23 protein-coding genes and 1 tRNA gene are annotated in these 25,602 nt (G+C 70.0%); 8 read left to right on the forward strand and 16 right to left on the reverse strand.

Going from position 1 to position 25,602, the window contains the following annotated elements; all coding sequences use genetic code 11:
* Positions 1 to 29 precede the first annotated feature (29 nt).
* From KV396_RS03815 to KV396_RS03835, 5 genes are all read left to right on the forward strand, one after another.
* Positions 30 to 1,160: a glycosyltransferase family protein gene (locus tag KV396_RS03815; RefSeq protein ID WP_247956877.1), complete on the forward strand. Its 1,131-nt coding sequence runs from the start codon at positions 30 to 32 to the stop codon at positions 1,158 to 1,160.
* The gene (locus KV396_RS03820; RefSeq protein ID WP_247956878.1) at positions 1,157 to 2,341 is read left to right on the forward strand and encodes a glycosyltransferase; all 1,185 of its coding nucleotides are present in this window, start codon (positions 1,157 to 1,159) and stop codon (positions 2,339 to 2,341) included. The genes KV396_RS03815 and KV396_RS03820 overlap by 4 nt, the downstream gene beginning before the upstream one ends.
* Entirely contained in the window at positions 2,338 to 3,354 is a 1,017-nt protein-coding gene (locus KV396_RS03825) for a glycosyltransferase (protein ID WP_247956879.1), read from the forward strand. The genes KV396_RS03820 and KV396_RS03825 overlap by 4 nt, the downstream gene beginning before the upstream one ends.
* Positions 3,351 to 4,178, forward strand: coding sequence for a galactosyltransferase-related protein (locus tag KV396_RS03830; RefSeq protein ID WP_247956880.1), 828 nt, complete (start codon positions 3,351 to 3,353; stop codon positions 4,176 to 4,178). Before KV396_RS03825 ends, KV396_RS03830 begins: the two co-directional genes overlap by 4 nt.
* A 91-nt stretch (positions 4,179 to 4,269) precedes the next feature.
* Positions 4,270 to 4,815 (forward strand): pyridoxamine 5'-phosphate oxidase family protein, encoded by a 546-nt coding sequence (locus tag KV396_RS03835; protein WP_247956881.1) that lies wholly within the window; start codon positions 4,270 to 4,272, stop codon positions 4,813 to 4,815.
* A 73-nt stretch (positions 4,816 to 4,888) separates the two neighbouring features.
* Here the strand turns inward: KV396_RS03835 and KV396_RS03840 are convergent, their stop codons facing one another.
* Both KV396_RS03840 and KV396_RS03845 read right to left on the reverse strand, forming a co-directional pair.
* Positions 4,889 to 5,935 carry an NAD(P)-dependent alcohol dehydrogenase gene (locus tag KV396_RS03840; RefSeq protein WP_247956882.1) on the reverse strand — a complete coding sequence of 349 codons (1,047 nt, stop codon included), beginning with the start codon at positions 5,933 to 5,935 and terminating at the stop codon, positions 4,889 to 4,891.
* An 86-nt stretch (positions 5,936 to 6,021) separates the two neighbouring features.
* Complete coding sequence (locus tag KV396_RS03845) at positions 6,022 to 6,585, reverse strand: TetR/AcrR family transcriptional regulator (RefSeq protein ID WP_247956883.1); 564 nt, start codon at positions 6,583 to 6,585, stop codon at positions 6,022 to 6,024.
* 78 nt (positions 6,586 to 6,663) lie between these two features.
* Here KV396_RS03845 and KV396_RS03850 point away from each other — a divergent pair, with 78 nt between their 5' ends.
* Positions 6,664 to 7,803 carry a zinc-binding alcohol dehydrogenase family protein gene (locus KV396_RS03850; RefSeq protein WP_247956884.1) on the forward strand — a complete coding sequence of 380 codons (1,140 nt, stop codon included), beginning with the start codon at positions 6,664 to 6,666 and terminating at the stop codon, positions 7,801 to 7,803.
* A gap of 8 nt (positions 7,804 to 7,811) precedes the next feature.
* On the opposite strand, the gene KV396_RS03855 is transcribed toward KV396_RS03850, so the two are convergent.
* From KV396_RS03855 to KV396_RS03875, 5 genes are all read right to left on the reverse strand, one after another.
* Complete coding sequence (locus KV396_RS03855) at positions 7,812 to 8,675, reverse strand: CPBP family intramembrane glutamic endopeptidase (RefSeq protein WP_247956885.1); 864 nt, start codon at positions 8,673 to 8,675, stop codon at positions 7,812 to 7,814.
* Entirely contained in the window at positions 8,672 to 9,532 is an 861-nt protein-coding gene (locus tag KV396_RS03860) for a CPBP family intramembrane glutamic endopeptidase (protein ID WP_247956886.1), read from the reverse strand. Before KV396_RS03860 ends, KV396_RS03855 begins: the two co-directional genes overlap by 4 nt.
* Before the next feature lie 167 nt (positions 9,533 to 9,699).
* Positions 9,700 to 10,428: a VIT1/CCC1 transporter family protein gene (locus KV396_RS03865; protein WP_247956887.1), complete on the reverse strand. Its 729-nt coding sequence runs from the start codon at positions 10,426 to 10,428 to the stop codon at positions 9,700 to 9,702.
* Positions 10,429 to 10,550: 122 nt separating this feature from the next.
* Positions 10,551 to 10,641 (reverse strand) — tRNA-Ser (locus tag KV396_RS03870).
* A 57-nt stretch (positions 10,642 to 10,698) separates the two neighbouring features.
* Positions 10,699 to 11,745 (reverse strand): uroporphyrinogen decarboxylase/cobalamine-independent methonine synthase family protein, encoded by a 1,047-nt coding sequence (locus KV396_RS03875; RefSeq protein WP_247633862.1) that lies wholly within the window; start codon positions 11,743 to 11,745, stop codon positions 10,699 to 10,701.
* A 121-nt stretch (positions 11,746 to 11,866) separates the two neighbouring features.
* Between KV396_RS03875 and KV396_RS03880 the strand changes: the two genes are divergently transcribed.
* A complete protein-coding gene (locus KV396_RS03880) occupies positions 11,867 to 12,643 on the forward strand; it encodes a hypothetical protein (RefSeq protein WP_247956888.1) in 777 nt (258 codons plus the stop codon).
* 149 nt (positions 12,644 to 12,792) lie between these two features.
* Here the strand turns inward: KV396_RS03880 and cydC are convergent, their stop codons facing one another.
* From cydC to KV396_RS03905, 5 genes are all read right to left on the reverse strand, one after another.
* On the reverse strand, positions 12,793 to 14,505 hold the full coding sequence (cydC, locus tag KV396_RS03885) for a thiol reductant ABC exporter subunit CydC (protein WP_247956889.1): 1,713 nt from the start codon (positions 14,503 to 14,505) through the stop codon (positions 12,793 to 12,795).
* Positions 14,502 to 16,166 carry a thiol reductant ABC exporter subunit CydD gene (gene cydD, locus KV396_RS03890; RefSeq protein WP_247956890.1) on the reverse strand — a complete coding sequence of 555 codons (1,665 nt, stop codon included), beginning with the start codon at positions 16,164 to 16,166 and terminating at the stop codon, positions 14,502 to 14,504. Before cydD ends, cydC begins: the two co-directional genes overlap by 4 nt.
* Complete coding sequence (cydB, locus tag KV396_RS03895) at positions 16,163 to 17,191, reverse strand: cytochrome d ubiquinol oxidase subunit II (protein ID WP_247956891.1); 1,029 nt, start codon at positions 17,189 to 17,191, stop codon at positions 16,163 to 16,165. Before cydB ends, cydD begins: the two co-directional genes overlap by 4 nt.
* A 14-nt stretch (positions 17,192 to 17,205) precedes the next feature.
* The gene (locus KV396_RS03900) at positions 17,206 to 18,621 is read right to left on the reverse strand and encodes a cytochrome ubiquinol oxidase subunit I (RefSeq protein WP_247624553.1); all 1,416 of its coding nucleotides are present in this window, start codon (positions 18,619 to 18,621) and stop codon (positions 17,206 to 17,208) included.
* A gap of 91 nt (positions 18,622 to 18,712) precedes the next feature.
* Positions 18,713 to 19,291: a helix-turn-helix transcriptional regulator gene (locus tag KV396_RS03905; protein WP_247956892.1), complete on the reverse strand. Its 579-nt coding sequence runs from the start codon at positions 19,289 to 19,291 to the stop codon at positions 18,713 to 18,715.
* Positions 19,292 to 19,500: 209 nt separating this feature from the next.
* Here KV396_RS03905 and radA point away from each other — a divergent pair, with 209 nt between their 5' ends.
* The gene (gene radA / locus KV396_RS03910) at positions 19,501 to 20,874 is read left to right on the forward strand and encodes a DNA repair protein RadA (protein WP_247956893.1); all 1,374 of its coding nucleotides are present in this window, start codon (positions 19,501 to 19,503) and stop codon (positions 20,872 to 20,874) included.
* A gap of 66 nt (positions 20,875 to 20,940) precedes the next feature.
* On the opposite strand, the gene KV396_RS03915 is transcribed toward radA, so the two are convergent.
* From KV396_RS03915 to KV396_RS03930, 4 genes are all read right to left on the reverse strand, one after another.
* Positions 20,941 to 21,351, reverse strand: coding sequence for a dehydrogenase (locus tag KV396_RS03915; RefSeq protein ID WP_247624550.1), 411 nt, complete (start codon positions 21,349 to 21,351; stop codon positions 20,941 to 20,943).
* Positions 21,352 to 21,730: 379 nt separating this feature from the next.
* Positions 21,731 to 22,426 (reverse strand): hypothetical protein, encoded by a 696-nt coding sequence (locus KV396_RS03920; RefSeq protein WP_247633855.1) that lies wholly within the window; start codon positions 22,424 to 22,426, stop codon positions 21,731 to 21,733.
* A gap of 10 nt (positions 22,427 to 22,436) precedes the next feature.
* Complete coding sequence (locus tag KV396_RS03925; protein ID WP_247956894.1) at positions 22,437 to 22,940, reverse strand: amino-acid N-acetyltransferase; 504 nt, start codon at positions 22,938 to 22,940, stop codon at positions 22,437 to 22,439.
* A 100-nt stretch (positions 22,941 to 23,040) separates the two neighbouring features.
* Entirely contained in the window at positions 23,041 to 25,569 is a 2,529-nt protein-coding gene (locus KV396_RS03930) for an ATP-dependent Clp protease ATP-binding subunit (protein ID WP_247633854.1), read from the reverse strand.
* Positions 25,570 to 25,602: the final 33 nt, after the last annotated feature.

A 25,602-nucleotide genomic window follows, 5' to 3' on the forward strand; every position in this document is an offset into this window, starting at 1 on the left:
GCTTCCTCCCCGCGGCTCTCACGGTCTCCGTGCGTGTGAGACACCTCGGTCCGGAGCATCCGCACCCCCCGAGGAAGACCTCCATCGCCACCACGACCGAGCGCATCCGCGTCGCATCGATCCCCGCCGCCCATCCCTACGTGCACGCCATCAGCGACCCGCTCCGCGTTCAGGTCCTCCCGGACCCTCCGGTGCCCGGAGCCCCCTCCGGTCAGTGGTGGCCGCCGGTCGCGATGACACCCGGCTGGATCGACGACAACGCCGATGCCTTCGATGTGCTGCACGTGCACTTCGGCCTCGAGTCCTTCTCTCCCGCCGAACTGAGCGCGGCGCTCGACGCCGCCCGCCGGGCCGGGCGCGCGGTGGTGTACACCGTGCACGACCTCGACAACCCGCAGCTCGAGGCGCAGGGGCATCACCGAGCACTGCTCGACGTGATCGTCCCTGCAGCCGACCGCCTCCTCACGCTCACGGTGCCGGCTGCGTCCGAGATCGAGCACCGGTGGGGCCGCGCCAGCACGGTACTCCCCCACCCGACCCTGCTCACCGGCATCCCCGCGGCGAGCGCCGCAGCCTCCGACTCGCTCGCCGATGCCGTCCGCGTCGGCATGCACCTGCGCGATCTGCGCCCCAACATCGACGCCGAGAGGGCCGTCCACGCCGCGGTGCGCGCGGTGCGCCTGCTCGGTGACCACCGCGCCGTGCACGTCGACGTGCTGCTCAACGAGAGGGTCCGCGACGAGGCGACCGCCTTGCGGATCGCCGCCGCGATCGACGCTCCCCGCGTCGACCTGCGGCGCACGCCGCGGCTGTCGGATGCCGGGATCGAGCAGTGGCTACGCGGCCTCGACGTGTTCGTGCTTCCCTATCGGCACGGCACGCACTCGGGGTGGGTGGAGCTCTGCCACGACCTGGGCGTGCGCGTCGCTGGCACCGATGTCGGACACGTCGGCGCACAGCATCCGGCCGGTTTCTCGGTCATCGATCTCGACGACCCGCTCACGCTGGCGGATGCCGTGCGGAACACCCCGCTCACACGCGGTGACGAACGGGAGGCTCTCCTGCGTACACGCCGCCGCGAGCGACTGGCAGAGCGCGATGGCGTGCGCGCGGCGCACGCCGCGCTCTACGCGTCCGCCATCGCGGAGGTCTCGGCATGACGCCGGTGAGCCCCCTGCGCATCCTGGTCGTCGCACCCGAGCGCCACGCGCTGCGCCAACCCCATCCCGGCGGCCTCGAGGCGGCGGTCTGGAATCGCGTGCGCTGGCTGCGGCGCCGCGGACACCGGGTCGAACTCTGCGCGGCTGCAGGGTCGGACTTCCTCGACGGCGTCCCGGAACTGCAGCTGCCGACCCCGCGCTGGCGACGCGAGTCCGACGTCTCCGACACCGACTACCCCGAAGGCCACCGGCGGCGGATGGCCGAGGCGTTCGACAGGATCCGCGTGCGACTCGAGCACGCGATGACGCGGGTCGACGTCGTCGACAACCACAGCCTGCACGGCGCTCCGATCCTGTGGAGCCACGCCCCGGGCGTACCGGTGGTGACCACGCTGCACACTCCCCCGCTGCCCGAGATGGTGATCGCGGCGAATGCGCTGCCGGCATCCGCTCCGCACCGCTTCCTGGCCGTGAGCCAGTACACCGCGCGCTCCTGGTCGAGCGAGGGCGTCGACGCCTTCGTGTTCCCCAACGGGGTCGACACGACCCAGTGGCGACTCGGACCGGGCGGCGAGGACTGGGTGTGGTTCGGTCGGATCGTTCCCGAGAAAGCGCCGCACCTCGCGATTCTCGCCGCCCGCCGGGCGGGTGCGCGCATCCGACTGGCCGGCCGCATCGGCGACGAGGGCTACTTCGCCCGCGAGGTCGAGCCGCTGCTCGGCGCGGATGCGCTCTTCGTGGGTGCGCTGCGGCAGCAGGAGCTGTGCGACCTGGTCGGTTCGGCGGCGGTCGCCCTGGTCACCCCGATGTGGTCGGAACCGTTCGGCCTCGTCATGGCCGAGGCCCTCGTGACCGGTACCCCCGTGGCGGCTTTCGACTCGGGCGGGGCGAGCGAGGTGCTCGCCGGCCTGCCCGGCACGGCGGTCGTGCCCGCCGGTGACGTCGACGCCCTGGCCGACGCGGCCTCGGCTCTCGCACGGAGCTCGCGCCGGGACACCGTTCGTCGTCGCGTGCGCGAGGCGGCGACCGACCGCCACTCCCTCGCGCGGCGGCATCGCGAGGTGGAGCGGGCGATCTCGGTCGCCGCGCACAGCATTCCCGTCCCCGCAGTCCTGCCGAGTGCGCCGGCGGCGCTCGGGCTCGGCACCGTCGGCGATGCCGTCGAGGCGGTGGGCGCATGATCGGCTGGTACGTGCATCACCACGGCTGGGGGCACGTGGCCCGTCTCCTCGCCGTGCGTCCGCACCTCGCCGATCCGGTCACCGTGTTCTCGAGCATGCCGCGGCCCGCGTCGCTCGACGATCGCACGACCTGGGTGCAGCTCCCCTCCGACGCCGATCCGGTCGTCGACGCCGATGGCGTCGAGCGTCCGGCGCACGAGCTCGGCGACGTCACCGCGGGCGGAGCGCTGCACTGGGCCCCGGTGGGGCATCCGGGGCATCGGCAGCGCCTCGCGATCATCGCCGACTGGATCGCGCGCACCGACGTGGCCGCATTCGTGGTCGACGTCAGCGCCGAGGTGACCGCATTCGTGCGGCTGCTCGGTGTGCCGACCGTGGTCTTCGCCCAGCCGGGCGATCGGACGGATGCTCCGCACCGGCTCGCCTACGACCTCGCCGATCGCATCGTGGCGCCGTGGGCCGCGGGCACGATCCCGGCGCCGGGGCTCGTCCCTCACGAGGAACGGGTGCGCCGCGTGGGCGGCATCTCCCGTCATGCGGGTCGCTCGCGGCCCACGGGTACGGCGCCGAGCGGGGAGCGACGCGTGCTGTTCCTCAGCCGCACGCTCGACGACGAGCGCCTGCGCACGGTGATCGATCTCCTCGTCGCGGACGGATGGCGGGTCGAAACCGCCGGAGCACGCGAGGACGACCGGGTCGACGACGTCTGGCCGCTGCTCTCGCGCGCGTCCGTCGTCGTGAGCGCCGCCGGACAGAACGGGGTCGCCGACCTCGCGGCGGCGGGTGCGCGCGCCGTGGTCGTCGTGCAGGAGCGTCCGTTCGCGGAGCAGGAGCACACCGGCCGTACCCTGCGCTCCCGGGGGCTCGCCCAGGTCGCCGGCCACGATGCCGCGCCGGAGCACCTCGTCGAGCTCGTCCGCCGCGCGCTCGCATCGACGCCGGACTGGGGCGCCTGGCAGGTGGACGGAGCGGCGGCACGGGCGGCCGCCGTGATCGAGGAGGTACGCGCGTGAGCATCCGCGTGGCCGTGATCACCCCGGCATCCGTCAACCGCCTCGCCCATCTGCACCGACTGCGACGGTTCCTGCGCGACGCGGTCGCGCCCGGCATCGAGTTGCTGCCCATCGAGGTCGGGTTGGATGCCGAGGCGCCGGGACGGTACGACGGCGCCGTGCAGGTGCACGTGCCCCCGGGGCGTCACGGCCTGCGCGTCGGCGCCGCGCGCAACGCCGCGGCGGAGGAGGCTCTCGCCCGCGGGGCCGAGCTGCTGGTCTTCCTCGACGTCGACTGCCTGCCCTCGCCGGGCCTGCTGCACCGGTACGCCGAGGCCGCCGCTTCTCTTCCGGACGGCATCCTGTGCGGGCCCGTCACCTACCTGCGCAGCGTCGAGCGCCCGCGCGAGCCCGACGAGCTGGCCGCGCACACGCGTCCGCACCCCGGCCGTCCCGCCCCGCCGCCGGGGGAGATCGCCACCGCCCACCCCGCGGAATACGACCTTTTCTGGTCGCTGTCGTTCGCGGTGACGCCGGCGACCTGGCGTCGGCTGGGCGGCTTCGACGAACGGTACGAGGGCTACGGCGCCGAGGACACCGACCTCGGTCGGCGCGCCCGCGAGGGCGGCATCGCGCTGCACTGGGTCGGCGGGGCCGATGCCTACCACCAGTGGCACCCGGCGGGCACCCCGCCGTGGCGGCACCTCGACGACATCCTTCGCAACGGGGCGCTGTTCGCCGAGCGCTGGGGCGAGTGGCCCATGCGCGGGTGGATCGAGGAGTTCGTACGGGCGGGTGCCGTCGAGGAGCACGCGGGCGGATACCGTCGCACGTCGCGGGCCTGATCCTTCAGGACGGCGTCACCCGGGCTGGTGCACGGCGCATCCGAAGCGCAGTATCGAAGAAGGAGATACCCGGAACCGAGGAGAGGACGCCATGGCCGCCGCAGCACCGCACCCACCCGCACCCGACGCACTGCTCGCCGACCTCGACGAGGCCGAGTGCTGGCGGCTTCTCGAGGCGACCGAACTGTGCCGGCTGGCGTTCGTCGCCCCCGACGGACGTCCCGACATCCGCCCCGTCAACCACCTCGCCACGGGCCGCAGCATCTACGTCCGCTCGGCCTTCGATGCGAAGTTCCTGGCGATCACGGCGCGCGCCGCGGTCGCTCTCGAGGTCGACGGCGAGAGCGACGACGCGTATTGGAGCGTCGTGGTGCGCGGCGAGGCCGAGCAGGTGACCAGCGAGGCGGAGCTGCACCACGTCGGGGTCGAGCACCTCGCCTCGTGGACGCCGACTCCGAAGCAGTTCGTCGTCAAGATCGTCGCCGCGACGGTGACCGGCCGCGTGTTCCCGAAGCGACCCCGCGTCTCGCTCCCCGTCTACGCCGTGCCCCTCACGGATGCGGCCCGGGCGCAGCATCGCACCGAACGCGGCGAGCGCCCCTCCCCCATCCCGCATTTCGAGCCGCCGGCGTCGTGAGCGGGGCGTGATCCCCCGTCGTCCGGAGACGCAGAAGGCCCCCGATCTCTCGAGGGCCTTCCGGTGACGGGTCTCAGGGCACGATGACCGCGCGACCCCGGATGCTGTTCGAGGCGAGATCCTCGTAGGCCTTCGGGCCGTCGTCGAGCGAGTACGACTCGGTCTGCACGTGGATCTTGCCGGCGCGGGCGAGGTCGAGCACCTCGATCAGCTCGGAGCGCGAACCCCAGTACGGGATGCGCACGGCGGCGTCGTAGGCGATCGATCCGAAGCCGAGCGTCATGTTCCCGCCACCGATACCGACGATCGTGATGTCGGCCTCGAGCGCGGCGACGCTCTGCGCGAGGGCGATCGTCGGGTTCGCTCCGACGAAGTCGAACACGGCGTTGGCGCCGAGGCCGCCGGTGATCTCGCGGATCTTCTCGGCGGCGGAGGCGTCGCTGATCAGCACGTGATCCGCGCCGACCTCGGTGGCGAGGCGCAGCTTCTCGTCGTTCACATCGAGGGCGATGACGGTGGCGCCCGAGACGGACTTCAGGATCTGGATGCCGACGTGGCCGAGCCCGCCCGTGCCGATGACGACCGCGAAGGTGCCGGCGCCGAGCTTCGGGAGCGAGTTCTTGATCGCGTGGTACGGGGTGAGCCCGGCATCCGTCAGCGAGACGTTCTGCACGGGGTCGAGGTCGCCCAGCGGCACGAGATGGCGGGCGTCGTCGACGATCATGTACTCGGCCATCGATCCCTGGCTGCCGAGACCCGGAGGACGGATGCCTTCGGCGGCGGCGTTCGTGCAGTAGTTCTCCTTGCCCATCGAGCAGTTGTGGCAGCGACCGCAGCCCCAGGGCCCGTAGACGGCGACGGCATCCCCGACCTTGAGCGTCGAGTCGACACCCTCGCCGATCTCGTGCACGATGCCGGCGCCCTCGTGACCGAGCGTCAGCGGCAGCGGGTAGCCCTGCTCGAGGTAGTCCTTCTCGGGGAGTCCCATGACGTAGTCGTCCGAGTGGCAGACGCCACCCGCGGTGATCTTGAGCAGCACCTGACCGGGGCCGGGCTTCGGAATCGGGATGTCGACGACCACCGGGGGCTTGCCGATCTCGACGTAACGGAGGGCTTTCATGTACTTCTTCTTCCTGGCGTCCGAGAGGTCTGCCGCGCGGTGCGGAGGCGTGGGCTCTCGAAACCGTCCCTTCCAGTATCCGCCCGTTACGCGTCGATCCAGTCGCGCATGTCGCTCCACACCGACGTCAGAGCATCCTCGAGCGGGATGTCCTCCGGCCCCTCGAGCCATCTGTCCATCGCGAGGTCGAAGCAGGTCACGGCGACGGCCGCCAACGTGTGCGACTGCTGAGCGTCGATGCCGCGCGCGGTCAGGGACTCTTCGATCGCCTGCCCGAGGTAGTGGCTCCGCAGGAGGTCGCGCTCGCGCAGCGCGGGTTCGCTGCGAACGATGTTGCGCCGACGCGCGATCGGCTCCCGCCAGCCGTGGATGCCGCGGCACGCCTCCGTCAGCCCCGCCCGCACCATGGCCGCACCGCTGCTCTCCGCCGGGACGGACTCCATGAAGTCGCTCACGGCCTGGGGAAGCTCGCGGTCCCGGAGGAACAGGACATCGCGCTTGTCGGCGAAGTGGCGGAAGAAGGTACGAGTGGTCAGCCCCGCTGCGGCGGCGATCTGCGGGACCGTTGTTCCCGCGAAACCCTGACGCTCGAACAGCGACATCGCGGCGGCTTCGAGCCGGAGCGCAGCATCCGGTGACCATCGGGGCATGCACCCATGATGTCATGCCGTGCCATCAGGTGTACTGTGATGACACGAGATGTCATCAATCGCGGAGAGCGGATGGGTATGAGCAAGAACACGGCGGCGTGGATCGATTCCCCGTATGCGGATCTGACGATTCGAGAGGCCCCGATGCCCGCACCCGGGCCGGACCAGTTGCTGGTCGAGGTGCGCGCGCTGGCGGTGAACCCCCTGGACGCGATCATCCAGTCCAACGGGACCGTCATGTACGGCTGGCTGCAGTACCCGGTGATCCTCGGCGAAGACGTCGCGGGCATCGTCGTCGAGACCGGAGCGAACGTCGACGGCTTCGCCCCCGGCGATCGCGTCGTGGCGTACGCGATGGGCTTGGAGAAGGGACGGGACGCCGTATCCGAGAGCGGGTTCCAGAAGTACGTCGCCGTCGACGCGAGCCTCGCCGCCGCCCTGCCGGATGCGATGGCCTTCGCGGAGGCGGCCGTTCTCCCGTTGGCGCTGTCCACGGCGGCGGCGGGTCTCTTCGAGGCCGGCCAGCTCGCGCTCGACCACTCGCACCTCGGCGACGCCCTCCCGCGCGAGGAGGTCGTCGTGGTGTGGGGCGGTGCGACCGCCGTCGGCGGCAACGCGATCCAACTCGCCCGAGCGGCCGGCTACCGCGTCATCACGACGGCATCCGCCCATAACCACGACCGGATGAGGCGATTGGGTGCAGAGGCTGTCTTCGACTATCGAGACCCGGATGCCGTCGATCGGATCATCGAAGCCGTGAACGGGTCGGTCGTGGCGGGTGTCCTCGCGATCGCCGTGGGGTCGGCCGAACCCTGCCTGAGGATCGCGCGCGCGACCGGTGCCCGGAGGATCGCGATGGCGAGCCCGCCGGTCTCGTTCTACGAACAGCCCCGCAGAGGCGGCCTCTCACTGGTACGGATTCGCCTGTTCGCGCGCCTGGGAACGCGCACGGCTCTCCTGCAGTTGCGGAGCCGCTTGAGCGGGATCAGAGCCACGTTCATCTGGGGAAGCGCGATCGCCGCCTCCCCCGTCGGACCGGCGGTGTGGGGCGCCTATCTGCCCACGGCTCTCGCGTCGGGCGCTCATCTCCCCTACCCGGAGGCTCGCATCGCCGGGGACGACCTGTCAGCGGTCCAGGGAGCGATCGATGCGCTTCGCCTCGGCGTGTCCGCGGAGAAGCTCGTCGTCTCCCTCGATGCGACGGCGACCGGGTCCTGACCGGCAGGTCAGGTCGCCGCCGAAGAGGCGGCATCCGATGCGGCGCGCCTGTTGCGCCGGTCCTCCCGGATCACGCTGATGACGCCGATCGCGGTGGCGAGCAGCAGCAGACTCTGCACGATCGCCGGGAAGACCTCCGGCGATCCGGGGTGCCCCTGTGGCATCGAGGCGGCGGGGGTGCCCGCCCCGGAGGCCAGGTAGAGCACCCCATCGGTGAAGGCGTGCACGAGCATCCCGACCCAGAGCCGGCCGGTCACGCGCCGGACCCAGTAGTACGCGGCACCCACCGAGGCGAGAGCCACGACCTGGAAGGCGATCGCGCCGACCGAGACACCCGCGATGAGGCTGGACGGGATGTGCGCGAGGGCGAACACGAAACTCGTGACGAGCAGTGTCGCCAGCTCCCCGTGGCGCGCCCGGACCGCGGTGAGGAGGATGCCCCGTATGACGAGCTCCTCACCGAAGCCGACCATGAGCGTGCCTGCCGCGATGACGAGGATCGTGCCGATCGACCGCGACACCCAGGGGACGTCACCGAGTTGACCGATGGGACCGAGGACGACGAGCACCGGGATCGACAGCAGCCACCAGCGCCGCGGGATCAGCGTGGGGGTCGGTCGTTCCCGCCACACGTCGCTTCCCCATCCGGCCCAGCGCAGGAACAGCAGCAGGAGGGCGATCGCGATCGCCAGGGGGATGAAGTGCCCGAGCGCGAACTGGGCCGTGCTCTCGTCGTCGCGCACCAGCCCGCTCAGCAGGTTGCCGAGGCCGGCGGCGAGGGCGATGTAGACGACCACCGCGGCCAGGGCGAGCCACACGCTGCGCGGCCGCCCCGTCGTGGAGACGTGAGCTCCGTCACCAGCGGGCGTCATGCGGTGGCGGGGTTGGCGGTCGTCGCCGGAGCAGCGGCGCCGGCCTCGTTCACGCGACCGCGGATGAGGAACAGCGCCACGAGGCCGAAGATGATCACCGCGTAGTTGCCGGTGCTCGCAACGGTGAGCCAGACGTTCTGCGCACCCTCGACCGCGGTGTCGACGCCCCCGGTCGAGAGGATGGTCATCGGGTCGGTGAGCGCGTGCGCGAGGATCGCCCAGACGATACTGCCGGTGACGCGCATGATCAGATACATGCAGATGCCGAAGAAGAACGTGTAGACGAGCAGCACGATGATCGTGAGCGAGATCCCGGTGCCGATCGCGTTGATCAGGTGCATCATGGCGAACAGCACCGACGAGAGCACCGCGACCACGCGCTCGGAGTAGCCGCCCTTGCGCAGCAGGGCGACGCCGGCACCGCGGGTCACGAGCTCCTCGGCGATGCCGATGACCAGGCCCGCGAGCAGTGTGACGAGCACGACCCCCGCGGGGAAAGAGCCGTAGTCGAGACCGATCAGACGCAGGACGATCGGGTAGGCGACCACGGCGACCGCGATCCACATCCACGGGCGTCCGCCGATCGGCTGGCGGCCGAAGACGGGCTTCAGCCACCCGATCGCGGCGAGGAACAGGACGATCACGAGGGCACCGAGGCCAATCGGCAGCACCAGCTCGAGCAGCACGTTGGTCGCGCTCGCGAGCGGGCCGCCGTCGTCGATGAGGTGGCCGAGCGTGAGACCGACCAGCTGGCTGATCCCGAGGAACACCGCGAGATAGGCGACGGTGACCAGCAGGGCCTTCCACCATCCGCCGCGATTCCAGAAGCCTTCGCGCGTCTGCCAGAAATCCGTCATGCGTCCCCCCGGGGATCGCTCGCGCCCGATCGGCGAGTCGCTCTCATCATCCCGGCGGCGGAATATCGGTGTCAACGCTCGGGCCAGAGACAGAGTGATCGTGCGGCAGCCCTCCGTCGCGCTCAGCGGATGAGAGAACCCAGCGCCCGCCGCTGTCAGGCCGGCTCTCAGGCGATGCCGGACGTTCCGAGCAACGAGCCGAGAGCGAACGTCGCGGCGAGAGCGAGCGCCCCGCCGACCACGACCCTGACCGTCGGCCGGACCGCAGGGTTCCCGCCGATCCTCGCGCTCACGAACCCCGTCAGCGCCAGCGCGAGCAGGACGACGATGAACGTGATCGGGACGCGCAGGTCGACGGGCGGCAGCAGGATCGCCAGCAACGGGAGCAACCCTCCGATAGTGAACGCAAGAGCCGACGCTCCAGCCGCAGCCCACGGGCTCACCACGTGGTCTTCGGTCATTCCGAGCTCTGCTTCCAGGTGCGCGGTGAGGACGTCGTGGGCGGTCAGCTCTTCCGCGACCTTGCGTGCTGTCTCCGGAGTGAGCCCCTTCGCCTGGTAGATACCGGTGAGCTCTTCGAGCTCCGCAGCGGGATCATCGACCAGCTCCTGGCGTTCTTTCGCGATCAGCGCCCGCTGGCTATCGCTCTGACTGCTGACCGAGACGTACTCGCCCAGCGCCATCGAGACCGCCCCACCGACCAGACCCGCGATACCCGCCGTCAGCAGAGGAGCGAAACCCGTCGTCGCACCGGCGACACCCACGACGAGCGCAGCCACCGAGACGATGCCGTCGTTGGCGCCGAGCACTCCTGCTCGCAACCAGTTCAGCCGCCCGCTCATGTCATCGGCATGCGGCTCGTCGGGGTGGGCACCGACCGGCTCGACGTCGTTCATATCGGTAGCTAAGCAGCGCCAGGGGTGCTCCGCCAGAAGGGGCGAGCGTCGATCGACAGCGACGGGAGCACGACGTTCGACTCCGAACACGGAAAAACCCCCTCACGAGGAGGGGGTTTCCATGGCGGTGACGGTGGGATTTGAACCCACGGTAGGGGGTTACCCTACACAACTTTTCGAGAGTTGCACCTTCGGCCGCTCGGACACGTCACCGCGGACAAGCTTACGACACCGCGCGCTCGCGCGCGAATCGACGACTCGCCAGGGCCCTCACCAGGCCGCGGCGACCTCCGCGTGCGTGCGCAGGATGCCCTCCGTCGATCCGGCCGGGGCGCGGCCGATGCCGCACTCGGTCGCGACGCCGAACGTCGGAACGTACTTCCGGGCCGCGGCGATACGGCGCTCGGCGCCCTCGGCGCCGTCTTCACGGTGCACGAGCCCGAGATACAGCTCGTTCACCGGCAGCAGGTCTGCGAGCGGGGCGAAGTATGCCTCGTCGTCTCGGTCGATCGGCACCGGCAGGTGCAGCCATGTGAACGCGCGATCGGATGCCTCGGCCACCGCGTTCGCGTACGCCACGAGGTGCGCGGTGTCGGTCGGCTCGAAGAAGTGGTGCTCGCCCGCATCGCCGTAACAGAGGTGCACCCCCACCTCGACGTCGGCCGGCACGGCGTCGACGAGCGTCGCCAGCCGCGCGACAAGTCCGGTGAAGACGTCGCCGTCCCACCAGGCATCCATCAGCGCGCCGTAGCCCGACGCACCCTCGATGATTCCCATCTCGCTCGCGACGTCCCACTGGATCGCGAGGTCGTCGTGCGGGATGGCCTCGGCGATCTCGTCGAGCTCGCGCAGCATCGCGGCGGTGTAGTAGACCTCGAACGCCTCGCGATCGGCGCCCTGGAAGAACGACGAGATCACGGCGAGCGGCGTCGGCAGCGCGACCTCGAAGCGTGTGCCCTCGGCGATCACGCCCTCCTCGCGCAGACGGCGGAACACCTCGTACGACTCGATCGCCGCCGACGCATAGCCGAGCGGAGGGATCGCGATGGTCGACGGGTCCACGCCCTCGGCGAGGCGCAGCCCGCGAGCGTCGATCCCCGCACCGAACGGGATCGGCTCGTCACCCACACGCTCGATGCCCTCGGCCTCGCCGAGCACGTCGGGCTGGAACATGATCCAGTGGAACCGCTTGCCGACCTCGCCGTCGGGAATGCGTCGGAGACGATCCCCGAGCAGCTCCGATGCCGTGCGCATCGTCGTCTCGGCGTCGTCGAAGTTCACACTGCCCACGAGAAGGGCGCCCTGTGGCTGCGTCATGACCTCAGGGTAGCCGCGGCATCCGACATCGGGCCCGTCCGGTTAAGCACGGTGACGTCCCCGGCGGGCGCCGGACCGCCAAGTTAGGATGGCCTCAGGGAAACCGAAGGAAGGATGCACCATGGCATTCATCACCTCCGATGCTCTGGCCGAGACCGGATACGTCGTGCTCGACGACCACGATCAGGCCGCCGACCCCGCCGAATGGCTCGACCTCGAGTACATCCCCTGGCGGTCCTCCGGCATCACCCGCTTCGCCCCGCTGGCCAGCTACGCCGGAGACCTCGAGTGCAACGGCTTCTGGAACCACACTCCCCCGCGCACCGACAAGCACGGCGTGTGGGTCGAGCCGCAGGTCGCGCTCGCCCCGACCCTGCAGGCGCGGGCGCTCGCGCCGGGCGCCGCGGTCGGCCGCTGCCGCGTGATCGAGCTGCAGCCCAACGAATACGCCGACGCGGTCTACAACCTGCACCAGGACGACAACAACCGTCTGAACGACGAGGGCACCGGCTGGGTCGTTCGCGGGTACTACAACCTCACCGACGACCCCGACTCGATGCTCATCCTGCGCAGCGACCGCTTCGACCCGGCCACCGAGATCCGCCTGCCCCTCGGTGCGGGCTCGCGCATCATCGTCGACACCCAGCGCTTCTGGCACGCGGTGTGGCACCGAGGAACCGCCCCGCGCTACGCCCTCATCACCTCGTGGACCTCGGGTCCCGAACTCGACGCCTACATCGCCGCGAACCACGGCGATCCGCACCCCGCGGCCGTCGACCTCGATCCCGCCTTCGTGGATGCCGCGCAGGTCGAACTGCACCGCCGCATCGAGGAGCGCCGCCGCGCCTTCGAGGCGCAGGGCATCGTCATGGAACCCCCGACGCCCCTGCACATCTGACGCCCGCACCCGACGGATGCCCCGCCCCGCAGCATCCGTTCACCCCACCCGTCCTCGTGAGGGGTCACGACACGCCCTGACCGACGGGCGCGGTGCGGCGTGTCATGACCCCTCACGCCTGACCTCACGCGCACCGCGCGCGCGACCCGTCAGACCGTGCGCCCACCCTCGAGCCGCACGACCCGGTCGACCGACCCGGCGGGCGGGGCGATGTGCGAGATCAGCAGCACCGACTGCTCCCCCGCGGCACCGAGCAGGTCTCGCAGCAGGGCGTCGGAGGCATCCGGATCGACGCCGGCGGTCGGCTCGTCGAGCACGAGCACCGGGAATCCCCGCAGCAGCGCGCGCGCCAACGCCAGCCGCTGCGCCTGCCCGCCCGACACGAGCGCACCGCGGTCGCCGACGCGGGCATCGAGTCCTCCGCGCTCCTGCACCCACTCCGCCAGCCCGACCCGTGCGAGCACGGCGAGCAGTTCGTCGTCGGTCGCGGTGTCACGGGCGAAGAGCAGGTTCTGACGGATGTCCTCGTCGAACAGCTGCGGGCTCTGCTCGCACAGCCCGACCACGCTCCGCAGCGCGGGCCCCGCGAGCGACGACGCATCGACATCGCCGACGAGGTACGAACCCTCCGCCCGCAGGAAACCCACGAGCACCGCGGCGAGCGAGCTCTTGCCCGCGCCGCTGGGGCCCGCGACGAGCACGCGCTCCCCCGGCTCCAGGTCGAGAGACACCCCGCGCAGCGCCGGAGCACCGCCGGGCCAGGATGCCGTCACATCACGCAGCCGTAGCGCGGGAACGCCCGTCGGCGCCGCGTCGTCTCCCGCGTCGGAGCGCAGCTCGTCCGGCATCCGCTCGGGCAGCACGTCGACGATGCGCGCCGCGCTCGACCGCACGCTCCGCCACGATGCCGCGGCGATCGGCACCGCCCCGAACACCTCGAAGACGACCATCGGCACGAGCACGACGACCGCCAACCAGGGACCGTCGATCGCGCCGGTCGCCAGGCCCGGCGAGGCGGCGGCGACGGCCCAGACGGATGCCGCGCCCGCAACGGCCGAGACGACACCGGCGGCTGTGGCCTGCGCGAGCGAGGCGCGGGTCACGACGCGGCGGAGCGCGGCATCCGCTGCCGTCACCCGTCCGCGCGCCTGCGGCTCGGCCCCGTAGGCGAGGAGCACGTCGAGGCTGCCGAAGTAGTCGACGAGTGCGGCCGAGAGGTCGGCGCGACGATCCGAGACGAGGGCCTCGGCGCGCGAGCCGAACAGCCACCCCATCCCGATCGCGGCGGCGCCCGCGACGATCAGGCAGGCGAGCAGGGTGAGGGCGGCGATCGGCGAGACGAACGCGATGAACACGACCGCGCCGACGGCCACGAGCCCGGAAACGCCCAGCGGCTGCACGACGCGCAGGGGCAGGTTCTGCAGGTTCTCGACGTCGTCGACGAGCGCCGAGAGCACCTTGCCGCGGTCGGTGCGGCCGAGTCCCGCGGGCGAGAGCGGGATGAGGCGGCGCACCATGTCGGCGCGGGTGGTGGCGAGCTGGCGGAGCGCGGCGTCGTGCCCGCTGAGACGCTCGAGGTAACGGGTGACGGCACGCGAGACCGCGAAGAACCGCACCCCGACCACCGCGATCGACAGCGGAACGAGCGAGTCGACAATCGAGGCACTGACGATCAGCCAGCCGCTCACGGCGAGCAGGCTCACGGCCGCGGCGGCCGACAGCATGCCCCAGATCAGACCGGGGGTGAAGCGGCCGAGCGGCGGCTGCGCGAGACGCAGCACCTCGCGGATGCGCGCGGCGCGGCCGGCATTCGGGCGGCCGGTGTCCGGGCGACTCGTGTCGGGGTGAACGGCGGCGCTCATGCGTGCACCCCCAGTGCGACGACGTGATCGGCGATCTCGCGGGCCGTGCGACGGTGCGAGACGAGGAGGATCGTGGCCCCGGCATCCGCCCGCTCGCGCAACGACGACCACAGGCGCTGCTCGGTCTCGGAATCGAGGGCGCTCGAGGGCTCGTCGAGCAGGAGCACCCGACCCGGGTCTCCGGCCTGCCGGTAGAGCGCGCGCGCGACGGCGACGCGCTGCGCCTGTCCGCCCGAGAGACCGTTGCCCTGCACGCCGAGCTCGAGTTCCGGATCGAGGTCGGCGCACGCCGCGTCGAGCGCGCCGCGCACGCGGGCCTCATCGGGCTCGGCATCACCGAGCGACACGTTCGCGGCGATCGTGCCCTGCATCAGACCGGGTGTCTGGCCGGCCCACGCCGTCCAATCCGCCGCCGACAGCTCCCTCACATCCACCCCGCCGAGCGCCGCTCCGCCCTCGAACGCCACGGCTCCGCGCAGGGCCGCGAGGAGGCTGGTCTTGCCCGACCCGCTCGGCCCCTCGATCAGAGTGATCGCGCCGGGTTCGGCGGCGAACGACACGGGCGGCAGATCGCGCACGCGCAGGCTCTCGACGGTCAGGGCAGCCGGGGCGTCCGTACCCAACTCAGGAAGGATGCCGGAAACCGGCCCCGAAACCTCCGAATCGGCGCTACTGATCCCGGTTCTTCCTGAGTTGGGTACAGCGCCCGTCCGGTCCCCCGCCTCGTCCAGCACCCCGAAGATGTCCTCGGTCGCGGCGACCCCCTCGGATGCGGCGTGGAACTGTACCCCGACCTGCCGGATCGGCAGGAACGCCTCGGGCGCCAGCAGCAGCACGAAAAGTCCGATCTCGAGCGACAGGTCGCCCGACAGCAACCGGAACCCGACCGCCACCGCGATCAGCGCGACCGCGAGCGAGGCCAACAGCTCCATCGCGAAGCCAGAGAGGAACGAGAACCGCAGCACCTTCATGGTCTCGCGGCGGTAGTCGTCGGCCGTGGACTCGATGCGGTCGGCGGCGCGGCGCTCGCGACCGAACAGCCGCAGCGTCGAGAGCCCCTGCACGGTGTCGGCGAAGCGGACCGCGAGCTGCTGCAGCGTCTGCCACTGCTTCTGCTGCACGGTGCGCGTCGCGATGCCGATGAGGATGAGGAACAGCGGGATCAGCGGCAGGGTGACGGTGGCGATCAGCCCGCTCTCCCAGTCGAACCACCACATGATGGCGAGCAGCACGGGCGTCGCGACCGCGGTCATCACGAGCTGCGGGATGTACCGCGCGAAGTACGAGTCGAGCGCTTCCAGCCCGTGCCCCGCCGTCACCGCGAGCCCGGCCTGGTTGCGCTGCGCGAGCCACGACGGCCCGAGCTTCCCGACGGCGCGGATGAGGGCGGCGCGCAGCTGCATGCCGGTCTTCGCCGCGGCCCGCGTGCCCGCGGCATCCGAGGCGGCGATCAGCAGCCCGCGCAGCAGGGCGGTGCCGAGCAGGGCGAGGAGGGATGCCGAGACGTCACGGCCCGCGATGGCCCCGGTGACGGCATCCGTCAGCAGCCAGGCGAAGACGATCACGACCGCCGTCTGGATGACGCCGATCAGCGCGGATGCCGCGAGGAATCCCCTCGCGGCACCCGCGTAACGCAGCAGTCTCGGGTCGACGGGTTTCACGCGTGCGCCGGAGCCCCCTCGATGGACGAGCGCGTGACGCGCTTGCGGAAGACCCAGTACGTCCAGGCCTGATAGGCGATGACGAGCGGGGTGGCGATCAGCGCCGTCCAGCTCATGATCTCCAGCGTATATTGCGTGCTCGAGGCGTTCGCGATCGTCAGGCTGTAGGCCGGGTCGATCGTCGAGGGCATCACGTACGGGAACAGCGCGGAGAACAGCATGACCACCGCGAACAGCACCGTCAGCATGCCGCCGATGAATGCCCAGCCGTCGCGGCGCACGAGCGAGAATCCGACGGCGGCGATCAGGCTCACGGCGGCGAGCGCCCCCGCGCCGATCACGAGCCACAGCAGCGGAGCCTCGCGGTTCATCGCGATCAGCACGGTCCACACCACGGTCGCCGCGGCCGCGAGGATCGTGGGTCCGGCGGCGAGCTTCGCGAGTCGGTGAGCGTCCTCGTGCACGGGGCCGTCGGTCTTGAGGGCGACGAACAGCACGCCGTGCAGGAAGAACAGCAGCAGCGTGGTCACGCCGACCATCAGCGCGTACGGGTTCAGCAGCGAGAAGAAGCCGCCCACGAAGATGTGGTTCTCGTCGAGCGCGACGCCCTGCACGATGTTGCCGAACGCGACGCCCCAGAGCAGGGCCGGCACGACCGAGCCGATCACGATCATCCGGTCGAAGCCCTGCTTCCACTTCTTGCTCTCGCGCTGGTGGCGGTACTCGAACGAGACGCCGCGCAGGATCAACGCGAGCAGGATGAGCAGCAGCGGCAGGTAGAACCCGCTGAACAGCGTCGCGTACCACTCGGGGAACGACGCGAAGAGTATGGCCCCGGCGACGATCACCCAGGTCTCGTTGAGGTCCCAGACCGGGCCGATGGTGTTGATGACCTGACGGCGCGAGACGTCGTCCTTGCCGAGGAAGGGCAGCGACATGCCGACGCCGAAGTCGAAGCCGTCGAGCACGAAGTAGCCGACGAAGAAGAAGGCGACGATGAAGAACCAGAGCGTTGCGAGATCCATGGTGTTCCTTCCTCTCAGTACACGACCGACGGCAGCTGGGCCGTCTCCTCGTGGGGTTCTTCGGTGGTGTCGGGCCCCTTCTGAGCGGCCCGGATGATGAGGCGGATCTCGACGACCGCCAGCGAGGCGTAGATCGCGGTGAAGGCGATGAGCGAGATGAGCACCTCGAGTCCGCTCACGCCCGGCGAGACGCCGTCCTGCGTGGTCATGAGCCCGAACACGATCCAGGGTTGGCGCCCCATCTCGGTGAAGACCCAGCCCATGATGTTGGCGGCGAGGGCGAGCGGGAACGACCAGATCGCGATCTTCCACATCCACGGCGCGGGCTCGCGCTTGGCGTTCTTGCGGGTGATCCAGAGGCCGACGAGCGCGACGAGGGCGGCGGCGATGCCGAGGCCGATCATCCAGCGGAACGCCCAGTAGGTGACCCAGAGGATCGGGGCGAAGTCGGTGATGCCGGTGTCGGCGAACGTCGTCAGGTACTCGGCGTTCAGGTCGTTGATGCCGTGCACGCACGCGTCGAAGGAGTGCGTCGACAGCAGCGACAGCAGGTACGGCACGCGGATCGAGAACAGCTCCGAGCTGCCGTCGGGTGTGCCGAGCGTGAAGATGCTGAACGAGGCGTCGTAGCCGCAGACGGTGTTGAACGTCGCCTCCGCCGCCGCCATCTTCATGGGTTGCGCCGCGTACATCGCGAGGCCGAGCTGGTCACCGGTGAGCACGACGCCGGCGGTCGAGACGATCATCGCCCAGAGGCCGAACTTCAGCGAGATGCGCATGGTGTCGAAGTGCTGGCGACGGGCGAGGTGCCAGGCCGAGACCGAGATGACGACACCGGCGGCGAACATGAGAGCGCCGAAGATCGTGTGCGGGAAGGCCGCGAGCGCGACGGGGTTGGTCAGCAGCGCCCAGAAGTCGGTGAGCTCGGCGCGGTTCGTCTCGGGGTTGTAGACGTAGCCGACCGGGTTCTGCATGAAGGCGTTGGCGGCGATGATGAAGTACGCCGAGAGGATGCTGCCGATCGAGACGCACCAGATGGTCGCGAGGTGCAGTTTCTGCGGGAGCTTGTCCCACCCGAAGATCCAGAGGCCGATGAACGTCGCCTCGAAGAAGAAGGCGAGCAGGCCCTCGAAGGCGAGCGGTGCGCCGAAGACGTCGCCGACGAAGCGGGAGTAGTCCGACCAGTTCATGCCGAACTGGAACTCCTGCACGATGCCGGTGACGACGCCCATGGCGAAGTTGATGAGGAAGATCTTGCCGAAGAAGCGCGTGAGGTGCAGGTACTGCACCTTGCCGGTGCGCACCCATGCGGTCTGGAAGATCGCCGCCACCAGCGCCATGCCGATCGTGAGCGGCACGAACAGGTAGTGGTAGACGGTCGTCAATCCGAACTGCCATCGTGACAGGACCAGGGGGTCGAGCCATTCCATGGAGCACTCCTCTTTCTCAGCCTGCTGCCACGCTAACGACGGGCCTGCCGCCCTGGTGGGGCTGCGGGCCGTGAATAAAACGGATGCTCGCCTAGGCGGCGGACATCTCCGTCAGACGCAGCTGCACGGTGCAGTCCGCCGGGAGGGCGGACGTGCGCACGGCATCCGCAGAGATCGGCCCACCCGCTTCGGTGAGCACCCCCTGCATGAGGCCGAGGTGCACGCTGCAGAGCATCGGACGGTCTTCCGCGCGGCCCGCGGCATGCGGGCACGGGCTGAGATCGACGGTGAGCTGCACGTCGTCGACGACGGGCTCGAAGCCGCTCTCTTCCAGGTGTTCGATGAGTGCATCGAGTTGATAGGTCGCGTCGCGACCGAGATCGGATGCCGCACCCGGCATGACCCGGCGCAGGAGGTCTCCACGGCGGGCCGCGGCGCTGACCTTGTCGCGCGCGATGGGGCTGGAGGCATCCGCCATCCCGGTCGCGGCGCTGTAGAGGGTGCGGGGGCGTCCACGGGTGGTGCGGTGCTCGGTGGCCGCGATCACGTATCCGCCCTCGATGAGGCGCTGCAGGTGCTCGCGCACGGTGTTGGGGTGCAGGCCCGTGGCCTCGCACAGCTCACCGATCGTGCGCTGCGCACGTGTCTGCACGAGGTGCAGGAGCTGCACTCGCGAGTACGTGGAGATCGGCCCGCAAATGGGCCCGGCGCTGGCCATGACTCCAGTATGGCCCGCGGGGATCGGCGGATGTAGCCGTTCGCGATAGGGATGTCGGATGCCCGCGATAGCCCGGTCGCATGGGCGCCTGCGCCCCTGCGACCGGTGCCTGCGACCGACGCGTGCGCCGCGATGTCGGATGCCGCGGCTAGCCTGGCTGAATGGCCACCCGTCGTCCCGCCCCGCCCGCATACGTCTGCACCGAGTGCGGGTGGACGACCGCCAAGTGGGTGGGCCGCTGCGGCGAGTGCCAGCAGTGGGGAACGGTGCAGGAGCAGGCGACGCAGACCGGCATCGTGCAACGCGTGAGCGCGCAGGCTCCCCTGGCGGCGAAGGCCGCGCGTCCGATCACGCAGGTCACCACGACCGATGCCCCTCGCCGCACGAGCGGGGTCGGCGAGTTCGACCGCGTGCTCGGCGGCGGCATCGTGCCCGGGGCGGCGATCCTGCTCAGCGGCGAGCCGGGGGTGGGCAAGTCCACGCTGCTGCTCGAGGTCGCGGCGAAGGCCGCGCACGCCGGGCGGCGGGTGCTCTACGCGAGTGCCGAGGAGTCCCCCGCGCAGGTGCGTCTGCGCGCCGAGCGCACCGGGGCGCTGCACGACGAGCTGTACCTGGCGAGCGAGACCGATCTCGCCACGATCCTGGGTCACATCGACGAGGTGCAGCCGCAGCTGGTGATCGTCGACTCGGTGCAGACCGTCTCCTCGGCGATGATCGACGGCGCGGCCGGGCAGCCCAGCCAGGTGCGCGAGGTGGCCTCGACGCTCATCCGCGTCGCGAAGGACCGTGGACTGCCGATCATCATCGTCGGGCATGTCACGAAAGACGGTCAGGTCGCCGGGCCCCGTGTGCTCGAGCACCTGGTCGATGTCGTCTGTCACTTCGAGGGCGACCGGCAGACGTCGCTCCGCTTCATCCGCGCGCTCAAGAACCGGTTCGGCCCCACCGACGAGGTCGGATGCTTCGAGATGACCGGCGACGGCATCGCCGAGGTTCCCGACCCCTCCGGGCTGTTCCTCTCACAAGGGGCGACCGAGCCCGGCACGTGCGTGGCCATCTCGCTCGAGGGGCGCCGCGCCCTCCCCGTCGAGGTGCAGGCCCTCACCGTGCCCACGCAGGCCCCGAACCCGCGGCGCGTCGTGCAGGGCGTCGATGCGGCGCGGGTCGCGATGGTGCTCGCGATCCTCGAGCGGCGCGCGGGAGTACCGACCAGCAACCTCGACGTGTACGTCTCGACCGTGGGCGGAGTGCGCTTCACCGAGCCGGCCGCCGACCTGGCGATCGCGATCGCGGTGGCCGGGTCGATCCGTCAGATCTCAGTGCCGCGCACGGTCGCGGCCGTCGGCGAGCTCAGCCTGGCCGGTGAGATCCGCCCCGTGACCCAGTCGGCGCAGCGCCGATCCGAGGCCGCGCGCCTGGGCTACGAGCAGGTCGTCGACGACCGATCGAAGACGCTGCGCGCCGCCCTCACCGATGTGAAGGCGCGCAGCGGCGGAGGCGGTCGACGCGACGAGCGCGATATTCCGCCGTTCTGAGGACAGTGCCGCGGGAAGCCGTCGGGAAGTCACCGGGAAGCCGGCGGGAGCGCGGCGTCACGCGGTTCAGGCCTCGAGCGCCTTGAGCAGCTCCTGCGGCGAGGCCTGCATCGGGTGAGGACCGGCGATGTCGAGGAACACGGTCGTGATCGGATGCGTGCCGAGGAACTTCCGCAGCCACTCGGCCGTGTAGATGCCGACGCCGGGAGGAAGATTGTCGGGCTTGTTCTTCGCGTCGCTGAACAGCAGCAGTGCGAGGTCGCCGCTGTTCGGGTCGCGGTAGGTCCACACTTCGCCGGTGTCGAGCGGGTTGTCGCGGGCACCGGGCTTCACCAGCGGCACGACCGTCGTGCCGTTGCGGAGCGCGAGGGCGACCGCCGCGACGTCCTGCTTCTCGAGCGCCAGGGCCAGGGCATCCGATCGGAAGTCCTCGGGTGCCGGCTTCTGCTTCGCGCTCTTCGCCTTCTTCGCTGCCATGCCTCCAGCCTAGGCGCGCGAGAAACCACATTCGCCGCGAACCATCACGTCTGGCGTAGTGTCTCGCGGCGAAAGCGACGTCTCGACGCGGGCGAAAGCCTGCGAAAACGATTGGGGCCCTCTCGAGTCCCACATTGGGGACTGGGGTACTCGAGAGGGCCCTCGGATTCTCGAGCGGCGGTGTCGAAGCGCTGGGGACGCTGTAAGTCGACGCCACTGGGGATGGCATGGTGCCGCATGAATCAGAGAATCGACTTCAATGGTATCCCAAAGAACCAGCCCTGTCAGCAGTTACCGATGCATCAGAGCTTTTCGGAACAATAAACCGGGACTTACACGCTTTTCGAAGCGTTCCGAGCCGAAGACGGTCGGAATCGACTCAGTAGAGCAGGATCTGCTGCGTGGATACGCTGGCGAATCCGCCGATCGACACGGCCACGTGATACGACGCGCCGCCGCCCGGAGCCCGCTGGCGGTTCTCCTGCTCGCAGGTTTCGACGCTCGATCGCGTGCGATCCCAGGTGACCGGCTCCTTGCTCGTGACGGTCGTTCCCGCGGTGAGCGTCGCGATCATGCTGCTCGGGTTCTGCTGGCAGTCGGTCGAGCGCCACCACACGTCGGAGCCGCTCGAGACCGTGATCGACTGCATGGACGAGCCGACGTCGAGCGTGCAGTCGCTCGAGCCTCTGTTGGTGAGCGAGATCGACAGCTTCGGCAGCACACCGTCGGCGTACGATTCGGCGTCGGCGACGGCCTTCACCTCGATGTCCTTCGCCTGGCACGCCACGATCGCGGGCGTCTGCGATGCGTCCGGCACGTCCTCCGGAGCCTCGTCCGGCGGGAGCTGCGGGTTGGACGCCTCGGCATCCGGACTCGCGACCGTGCCGGGCGTCGGGGTCGACGCGGTCGACGAGGTCGTCGGGGTGGGCTTCGGGGTGCTCTCGGTCGCGGCCGAGGCCCACGGCTGGGCGAGCAGCAGCCACACGCCGATACCGATCGCCGCGAGCACGAGGATCAGCCCGCCGAGCAACACGATGCGCCGACGACGATAGACGGCTGCGGACTGACGGGGCATGGGTTCCAGGCTAGTTCAGGTGCTTCAGCATCCGCGTGTTGCCGAGCGTGTTGGGCTTGACGTGCGCGAGATCGAGGAACTCCTCGACACCCGCGTCGCCGCTGCGCAGGAGCTGCGAATACACGTCGGGATCGACGACCTGCTCACCGATGGGCGTGAAGCCGCGGCGCGTGAAGAACTCCACCTCGAACGTCAGGCAGAACAGCCGCGAGAGTCCGAGCGTGACCGCGTTCTGCTCGAGGCGGTCGACGATCGCTCGCCCCACCCCGTGGTGCAGCCAGGCGTCGCTGACGAGCAGCGTGCGCACCTCGCCCAGGTCTTCCCAGAAGACGTGGAGCGCGCCGCAGCCGATCAGCTCGCCGTCGGCCTCGGCCACGACGAACTCCTGCACGGCGCCGTAGAGCACGGCGAGGTCCTTGCCCAGGAGGATGCGCTGCTCGACCATCGGCTGCAGCAGATTGCGGATGCCGACGATGTCGGCGCTCCGCGCCGGCCGGACGATGTAGTCGCTCACCCGTCCAGCCTAGAACCGCCGCCGCTCCCAGACCTTGAGGCGGGCACAGGAAAGGGGGCGGATGCCGAAGCATCCGCCCCCTTTCAGGATTCGTGCGGGGTCAGTCGCCGCTGGCGATCGCCAGGTCGGGGGTGCCGGAGATGTCGCCGCCGGTGTTGACACCGACCGAGACCGGGCCACCCTCGCGCGGGCCGTGCTCGAACAGGAACTCCCCGTCCTTCGCGTCGACCTTCACGTGGTCGCCCGAGTCGAGCTCGCCGTGCAGGATCTTCTCCGACAGGCGGTCTTCGACCTCGTGCTGCATCGCGCGACGCAGCGGGCGGGCACCGAGCGACGGGTCGAACCCGATCTCGATGAGACGCTCCTTGGCGGCCTGCGACAGCTCGATCGTCATGTCGCGGTCGAGCAGCCGCTCGCTGAGGCGCTTGGTGAACAGATCGACGATCTGCACCAGCTCCTCCTTGTTGAGCTGCGGGAACACGATGATGTCGTCGACACGGTTCAGGAACTCGGGCTTGAAGTGCCGCTTGAGCTCTTCGTTCACCTTGCCCTTCATCCGCTCGTAGGTCGTGGCGTTGCTGCCCTCGATCTGGAAGCCGACGGGACCACCGGCGATGTCGCGCGCACCGAGGTTCGTGGTCATGATGATGACGGTGTTCTTGAAGTCCACCACGCGACCCTGGCCGTCGGTGAGCCGACCCTCTTCGAGGATCTGCAGCAGCGAGTTGAAGATGTCGGGGTGGGCCTTCTCGATCTCGTCGAAGAGCACCACGCTGAACGGCTTGCGACGCACCTTCTCGGTGAGCTGGCCACCCTCTTCGAATCCGACGAACCCGGGAGGGGCACCGAACAGACGCGAGACGGTGTGCTTCTCGCCGAACTCGCTCATGTCGAGCGAGATGAGGGCGGCTTCGTCGTCGAACAGGAACTCGGCGAGCGCCTTGGCCAGCTCGGTCTTTCCGACACCCGTGGGGCCGGCGAAGATGAACGAGCCCGAGGGACGCTTCGGGTCCTTGAGGCCGGCGCGCTGACGACGGATCGTCTTCGACAGGGCGGCGATGGCCTCTTCCTGACCGATGACGCGCTGGTGCAGGGCCTTCTCCATGAAGACGAGTCGCGAGGACTCCTCTTCCGTCAGCTTGAAGACGGGGATGCCGGTGGCCTGTGCGAGCACCTCGGCGATCAGACCTTCGTCGACCACCGCGGAGGTGGCGACGTCGCCCGCACGCCACTGCTTCTCGAGGCGCAGACGCTCGGCGAGGAGGCTCTTCTCCTCGTCGCGGAGGGCGGCGGCCTTCTCGAAGTCCTGCTCTTCGCTGGCGACCTCCTTCTGCTCGCGCACCTTGGCGATCTTCTCGTCGAACTCGCGCAGCTCGGGCGGGCTCGACAGGATCGACAGACGCAGGCGTGCGCCGGCCTCGTCGATCAGGTCGATGGCCTTGTCGGGCAGGAAGCGGTCGGAGACGTAGCGGTCGGCGAGGTTCGCCGCCGCGACGATCGCGCCGTCCGTGATCTGCACCTTGTGGTGCGCCTCGTAACGGTCGCGCAGACCCTTGAGGATGTTGATCGCGTGCGGCAGGCTCGGCTCGTTGACCTGCACCGGCTGGAAGCGGCGCTCGAGCGCGGCATCCTTCTCGAAGTGCTTGCGGTACTCGTCGAGCGTGGTGGCGCCGATGGTCTGGAGCTCACCGCGGGCGAGCAGCGGCTTGAGGATGCTGGCCGCGTCGATCGCGCCCTCGGCGGCACCCGCACCCACGAGGGTGTGGATCTCGTCGATGAAGACGATGATGTCGCCGCGCGTGCGGATCTCCTTGGTGACCTTCTTCAGGCGCTCCTCGAAGTCACCGCGGTAGCGGGAACCGGCGATGAGCGAGCCGAGGTCGAGCGAGTACAGCTGCTTGTCCTTCAGCGTCTCGGGCACATCGCCCTTGACGATGGCCTGCGCGAGGCCCTCGACGACGGCGGTCTTGCCGACGCCGGGCTCACCGATCAGCACGGGGTTGTTCTTGGAACGGCGGGAGAGGATCTGCATGACCCGCTCCGCCTCCTTCTCGCGCCCGATGACCGGGTCGAGCTTGTTGTCGCGCGCGGCCTGCGTCAGGTTGCGACCGAACTGGTCGAGAACCTGCGAGCCGCCCTGCGCGCTCGGGGTGTCGTTGCTCTGCGCGCCGACGGCGGCCGGCTCGCGGCCCGGGGCGCCCGACAGCAGCTGGATGACCTGCTGGCGCACCTTGTTGAGGTCGGCGCCCAGCTTGACGAGCACCTGCGCGGCGACGCCCTCACCCTCGCGGATGAGACCGAGCAGGATGTGCTCGGTGCCGATGTAGTTGTGGCCGAGCTGCAGGGCCTCGCGGAGGCTGAGCTCGAGCACCTTCTTGGCGCGGGGGGTGAAGGGGATGTGGCCGGTCGGCTGCTGCTGACCCTGGCCGATGATGTCCTGCACCTGCTCGCGCACCGCGTCGAGGGAGATGCCAAGGGACTCCAGCGCCTTGGCGGCGACGCCCTCGCCTTCGTGGATGAGACCGAGCAGGATGTGCTCGGTACCGATGTAGTTGTGGTTGAGCATCTTCGCCTCTTCTTGGGCGAGGACGACCACACGACGGGCTCGGTCCGTGAATCTCTCGAACATTGTCAACTCCTTGGTTCGCACGTTCCCTGTGGG

Origin of the sequence: Microbacterium galbinum (assembly GCF_023101185.1) — a bacterium.
Lineage (GTDB): Bacteria > Actinomycetota > Actinomycetes > Actinomycetales > Microbacteriaceae > Microbacterium > Microbacterium galbinum.

Excerpts from the sequence above, each read along its gene's own strand:
- KV396_RS03920 (WP_247633855.1), bottom strand. The coding sequence starts at position 22,426 with ATGCCCCGTCAGTCCGCAGCCGTCTATCGTCGTCGGCGCATCGTGTTG.
- KV396_RS03840 (WP_247956882.1), bottom strand. The coding sequence starts at position 5,935 with ATGAAAGCCCTCCGTTACGTCGAGATCGGCAAGCCCCCGGTGGTCGTC.
- cydC (WP_247956889.1), bottom strand. The coding sequence starts at position 14,505 with ATGAGCGCCGCCGTTCACCCCGACACGAGTCGCCCGGACACCGGCCGC.
- radA (WP_247956893.1), top strand. The coding sequence starts at position 19,501 with ATGGCCACCCGTCGTCCCGCCCCGCCCGCATACGTCTGCACCGAGTGC.
- KV396_RS03880 (WP_247956888.1), top strand. The coding sequence starts at position 11,867 with ATGGCATTCATCACCTCCGATGCTCTGGCCGAGACCGGATACGTCGTG.
- KV396_RS03860 (WP_247956886.1), bottom strand. The coding sequence starts at position 9,532 with ATGACGGATTTCTGGCAGACGCGCGAAGGCTTCTGGAATCGCGGCGGA.
- cydB (WP_247956891.1), bottom strand. The coding sequence starts at position 17,191 with ATGGATCTCGCAACGCTCTGGTTCTTCATCGTCGCCTTCTTCTTCGTC.
- KV396_RS03835 (WP_247956881.1), top strand. The coding sequence starts at position 4,270 with ATGGCCGCCGCAGCACCGCACCCACCCGCACCCGACGCACTGCTCGCC.
- KV396_RS03845 (WP_247956883.1), bottom strand. The coding sequence starts at position 6,585 with ATGCCCCGATGGTCACCGGATGCTGCGCTCCGGCTCGAAGCCGCCGCG.
- KV396_RS03900 (WP_247624553.1), bottom strand. The coding sequence starts at position 18,621 with ATGGAATGGCTCGACCCCCTGGTCCTGTCACGATGGCAGTTCGGATTG.
- KV396_RS03855 (WP_247956885.1), bottom strand. The coding sequence starts at position 8,675 with ATGACGCCCGCTGGTGACGGAGCTCACGTCTCCACGACGGGGCGGCCG.
- KV396_RS03875 (WP_247633862.1), bottom strand. The coding sequence starts at position 11,745 with ATGACGCAGCCACAGGGCGCCCTTCTCGTGGGCAGTGTGAACTTCGAC.
- KV396_RS03865 (WP_247956887.1), bottom strand. The coding sequence starts at position 10,428 with ATGAACGACGTCGAGCCGGTCGGTGCCCACCCCGACGAGCCGCATGCC.
- KV396_RS03930 (WP_247633854.1), bottom strand. The coding sequence starts at position 25,569 with ATGTTCGAGAGATTCACGGACCGAGCCCGTCGTGTGGTCGTCCTCGCC.
- KV396_RS03850 (WP_247956884.1), top strand. The coding sequence starts at position 6,664 with ATGAGCAAGAACACGGCGGCGTGGATCGATTCCCCGTATGCGGATCTG.
- KV396_RS03820 (WP_247956878.1), top strand. The coding sequence starts at position 1,157 with ATGACGCCGGTGAGCCCCCTGCGCATCCTGGTCGTCGCACCCGAGCGC.
- KV396_RS03915 (WP_247624550.1), bottom strand. The coding sequence starts at position 21,351 with ATGGCAGCGAAGAAGGCGAAGAGCGCGAAGCAGAAGCCGGCACCCGAG.
- KV396_RS03825 (WP_247956879.1), top strand. The coding sequence starts at position 2,338 with ATGATCGGCTGGTACGTGCATCACCACGGCTGGGGGCACGTGGCCCGT.